Raw genomic sequence first — 5,120 nt, forward strand, 5'->3', positions numbered from 1 at the left:
CATCAGCCGTAAAACCCGTTTTGAGCTTTACGCCGGGGCAGATAACCTGCTTAACCAAAAATACAGCCTGGGTAATGATTTGAATGCGGTTGGCACCCGTTACTTTAACCCTGCACCTTTGAGAAATTACTTTTTTGGGGTGAATGTGAATATGTAACTTCTTCGTCACTTCATTGCGATAAGCGTAGCGACATGGCAATCCTCGACATGCATGTCGCCTACTTTTCTATCGAAGATTGCCACGCTATCGCTCGCAATGACGTCGTGGTGAATAAACAATAAAGGCTGCCTTATGGCAGCCTTTATTGTTTATTGGATTTTTAGATTTGACAATTTTTTAAAAGTTGTCAAATCTATTACAAAGCCGGTTCCTGTTTATTCTGTACCTCGGCTACATTACCGCCACGCCCTTTTGCATCAAACGCGCGGAACTTAATAATGCCGTTTGCCGGGACAGGTTTTTCATAAACAGGGCTGTTGGCATCCGGCTCTTTGCCGTTTGTTGTGTAGCGTATAGTCATCCCCGGGAACTGGATATTGCTTTTGTATTTGCCATCTTCTAAAATAACACCCGGTTTAGGGATGCGGAAATTGTAACCCCCGTTGTAAAATGCTAATCTTGGCAGCTCGCGTTTACCTAATATATTCAGGAATTTGCTCCAGTCGGCGTTGTATAATTCGCGGGCTTTTGTGGTATCGCGTTCTGTGGCCCATGCCGGGTTTTTTGCCCAGGCACGCTCTGCCAAACCGATCAGCTTAGGGAAAATCATGTAATCCATCCGCTCGGGTGTTTTTACGGTTTCTGCCCAAAGTGCACCCTGCAAGCCTATAATGTTGGTTTTACCGTAATCGGTAAGGCGTTGTTTGCCTACAAACAGGTTGCGGTTTATCGGGCGGCCGGTCTTATCAACATCGGCGTTTTTAAAGTAATCGTAAGGGATAAAAGAGAAGAACTTATCTATACCCAAAAACGCCCCCCAGTAGTAACCCGGCTCGTCGTACGATTTATAGTTGGCCATATCAAAATACAGGTTGGTTACACAGGTAAGCACTGTTTTGTAACCGCCGTTCGCCAGCTTGTAAGCCAGGTCTTCCTGCCCGTCGCCAAGTACGTTGTTCCATACATCAACCTGCATCTTCTCTCCCAAAAACTGTGGGTTGGGCACATAGGTATTTTGTCCGTCAACCTGGGTTTTGCGCAGGGCCATTTCTTCCCAGCCGGCTAAGCGGATGTTGCGTTTCTTCAAAATATCATTAACCTTGCCGTAAAAGTAATACCACAGGTCGCCGGTGTTTTGAATGTCGGGGTTGCTGGCTTTTAAAGCCAAATAAGCCGGCGATTGCTCCCAAACATGCGCTGGCACCTCATCGCCACCAAAATGGATAGCAGGCAACAGCGCACCAGCTTCTTTATACATGTTCACTAAATCGCCAACTACGGTTTCAATATAGTTATAGGTTGATGGCAACGACACATCAATCACGTTATCATTCCAGTATTGTACCGAACGATAGTCGGATTTATCGTTCATATCCCGCAGCAGGTTACGTTCGGCACCTGCTTTATCACCGGCGGCAAGTAAGCGGGCGTAACGGGCATCCATCGCTTTAATAGAGGCGCGGGCGTGGCCGGGGGTTTCAATCTCTGGTATTACGGTTACGTGGCGCTCGGTAGCATATTTCAGTATTTCTATATAATCTGCTTTGGTGTAAAAACCTGTACCGGCTTTATTGTCAAAATCGGGTCCCGAACCATGTGATGCGGGTAGGAATGCTTTGCTATCCAGCGTATGACCGCGTTTTGAGCCTACAGCGGTCAATTCAGGTAACGAAGGTATCTCTATCCTCCAACCCTCGTCATCTGTTAAGTGCATGTGCAGAGTGTTCAGCTTGTAAACCGCCATCAGGTTAATGAGTTTAAGCACCTGTTGTTTGCTTTGAAAGTTACGGGCAACGTCAAGCATTACGGCGCGGTATGGGAAACGCGGTTCGTCTTTAACATTGATGCAAGGCACCGGAATACTGGCCTGCGCTTTCATCCACGGCGAGGCAGAGATAGAAGTTTTGAACGACTGGATACCATAGAACAATCCCGCAGGTGTTGATGCCGTAATGGTCATATCATTTGGGGTAACATTAAGCGTATACGCTTCCGCGCCCAGTGTAGCATCCTTCTTAAAAATAATCTTTTTATCGGTTGATGTACCTTTTAATTTACTGCCTAAAAGTTTTTCGATACCAGTTATAAAATAGGCTTTCTCTTTGGCAAAAAGTGGATCGCTTACAATGCTTACCGTATTGTTAATTACAAAATTACCTGCATTTTCTGTGTAGCTTAATGGCGTTGGGATAATTTTTTGCAGTTGCGATACCGGGATATCCTGGATAATCTTGTTCTGATTATACAATATCTCGGGGGTAATTAAGCCCTGGTAGGTTGGGTTAAAAGGTTTGATGCTAAAATCGCCGGGCCAGTAACCTTTGGCCGGTTCGGCATCCCACACAAAATATGGGCCTTCAATGGCGTCGGTAAAATTCACCACAATATCCTCGCACAGGTAGTCGATACGCAAACTCTCGCCGGGTTTTATTTCTTTGAATTTATCGTTGGGGGTAATGCTGTATAAATCGCCGTTTACCTGTAATACTTTGGCGTTACCGCTAACTGCATCAGCAATAAAATTACGCGATGAGTTAAAGTAGATCTTCCAGCCACCGGCAGGTAAGGTTTGTTTCCCCTTATTGGTTATGGTTAAAGAGGTAAGTGCTTCATGTTTGTTCTGATAATTGTTATCAATTACCTCCCAGCTCAGGTGTAGGTCTTTAATATCAAAAGTTGGCGCATTGGCCATCACAGCTACAGCCTTAATATTAACTGCAACAAACAATATTAGGGTAAGAAAACGGCGCATTGGTTTAAATATTTAGGGTTTGGTTTATTGGTTCTTGCAAAACACTTTGTCAGTCTGAGCCTGATTCGGGACATATACGACACAATATCGGTAAATGGTTCGATAAGCTCACCATGACACTCTCTTTGAATATCATTTAAACGCTTTGCGTGGAACAAAAAATTTCACGCACCGTAAATATAATAAATTTAAGATGTAGAAATACTTTTTAAAATATTTTCTAAAGTGAGAATTTTATCCAACCTTCACCTTCGTAGCCAAATGCAAATTGCTTTGGATGGATGATCTCGGCCAATATCTCTACCGAATCCACTATCCTTGGGCCGGGGCGGTTAAAGTAGTGGTTGCCATCGGCAATATAGATGCGGTTATTTTTTACGGCCTTTAGCTCGTTAAAGCCGGGTTGCTCTAATATAAGGTTCACCTCGCGCATGGTACGCTCTATGGAAAATCCGCAAGGCATCAACAGGATAATTTCGGGGTCGCTTTCGCGGATGCTATCCCAGCTTACATAAGGCGAATGCTTGCCCGCCTGCGCCAATATAGGGATGCCACCTGCAATGCTTACCAGTTCGGGGATCCAGTTACCTGAAACCATCATGGGCTCCAGCCATTCTATACAGGCAATGGTTGGCTTGTTCTCCATAAACTTTAGCTTATGGCGGATGATGTCGACGCGTTCGTTCAGGTCTTCCAGCAAACGCTCACCCTCTGCTTCCACATTTAAGGCTTTAGCAACGGCAGCTATATCCGTAAATATATCATCAAGGCTATTGGGTTGCAGGGAGATGATCTTTGCCTGATTGTCCAGATAGTTTTCCAGTGCCTGCTCCACCTCGGGTAATGATACCGCGCAAACCTCGCACTGTGCCTGGGTAATTACCACATCGGGCGACAATTCTTTAATTACCTCGCGTTTGACGGTATAAACCGATAATGCTTCGGCCAGGATCTCTTTAACCTTTACATCGATATCCGCGCTGCTTAAACCATCAGGAAAGTTGGCTTCAGAACATACGGGTAAGCTTTTTACACTCTCGGGGTAATCGCACTCGTGCGAGCGGCCAACCAGGTTACCTTCTAATCCTAATGCACAAACTATCTCGGTAGCGGCGGGTAATAATGATATTATTTTATGAGCAGACATATTGAGTGCAAATATGCGAAATATAGAGGCAATTTTGTTAAAGACGCGAAGTATAGCATCCCTACAGAGTCGGACATGTAGAGACGCGATACTTCGCGTCTCCAGCCATGCAAAGAGCAACGGTATAATTACACCCCTGATATTATTTGCCCTTTAAATATTATCTTTACACCAATGATATTCCTAACCTTTTTTATCGGGGTAATAGCCAATTTTATAGGGTACATCCCCCCCGGTAACATTAACCTCACCCTGGTACAGATCACTATAAATCGTGGTATTAAACAGGCACTGCAGTTTATTATCGCTTTTAGTTGCGTAGAGTTCTTTTTTACCTACGTAGTAATGCAGGGCGCTAAATGGCTCTCTGAAGAGGTTAGACTGGATACCATCATCGACTGGATTATGGTTGTACTATTCGGCACACTGGGTACCATTACCTGGTTAAACCGCAATAAACCGCCAAAAACCACTTATAGCAACCACGCCAGCATCAAATATGGCATTTTACTTGGCTTCCTTAACCCCATGCAGATCCCCTTCTGGATGGTGACAGGTACTTACCTGATCACGCACGAATGGATAGAGGATGGCAGGTTAGCTCTAATTATCTTTAGTATTGGTTCGGCAGCAGGCGCTTTTATCGCCCTGTTTTTATATGCCAAATTTGCCAAATATCTGCAACGCAAATTTGAACTGAGTGCACGCGTCATTGACATTAGTATAGCCATACTGTTTTTTGCTTTTGCGGCTTACCATGTGATTAAGCAGGTATACCTGATGTTTTTTAAGCACCGGTAATTTATTGGTGACAACACCAACAAAGGCGAAGCACCATTAAGCCTTCCGATCTTTAGAAAGGGATTCGAGGTGACAAGACGGAACGCATCAGTTATTCTGGTTGAGCGCCTGCGTTTTTGTATTGATATTCCAGATCTTCTCTGCCTTGCGGCCTATTAGCCAGAACGACAAGGCAAGTATGGCGAAGAAAAGTGTTTTATTAGTATGATCCCAAAAATATTCGAAGTATTTGGTGTATAGGAATATGATAAGAAAAGTAA

The 5,120-nt window shown here is 44.3% G+C and carries 3 protein-coding genes; 1 reads left to right on the top strand and 2 read right to left on the bottom strand.

Annotated features, from left to right (window positions below):
* Nucleotides 1-356: 356 nt before the first annotated feature.
* Both WC615_RS22410 and WC615_RS22415 read right to left on the bottom strand, forming a co-directional pair.
* Nucleotides 357-2,912, bottom strand: coding sequence for a family 20 glycosylhydrolase (locus WC615_RS22410; protein WP_372980262.1), 2,556 nt, complete (start codon nt 2,910-2,912; stop codon nt 357-359).
* Nucleotides 2,913-3,132: 220 nt separating this feature from the next.
* Nucleotides 3,133-4,059, bottom strand: a complete 927-nt coding sequence (locus WC615_RS22415; RefSeq protein ID WP_372980263.1) for a cobalamin-binding protein — start codon at nt 4,057-4,059, stop codon at nt 3,133-3,135.
* A gap of 174 nt (nt 4,060-4,233) precedes the next feature.
* Here WC615_RS22415 and WC615_RS22420 point away from each other — a divergent pair, with 174 nt between their 5' ends.
* Complete coding sequence (locus tag WC615_RS22420; protein WP_372980264.1) at nt 4,234-4,860, top strand: LysE family translocator; 627 nt, start codon at nt 4,234-4,236, stop codon at nt 4,858-4,860.
* Nucleotides 4,861-5,120 lie beyond the last annotated feature (260 nt).

Origin of the sequence: Mucilaginibacter sp. (genome assembly GCF_041663085.1) — a bacterium.
Lineage (GTDB): Bacteria > Bacteroidota > Bacteroidia > Sphingobacteriales > Sphingobacteriaceae > Mucilaginibacter.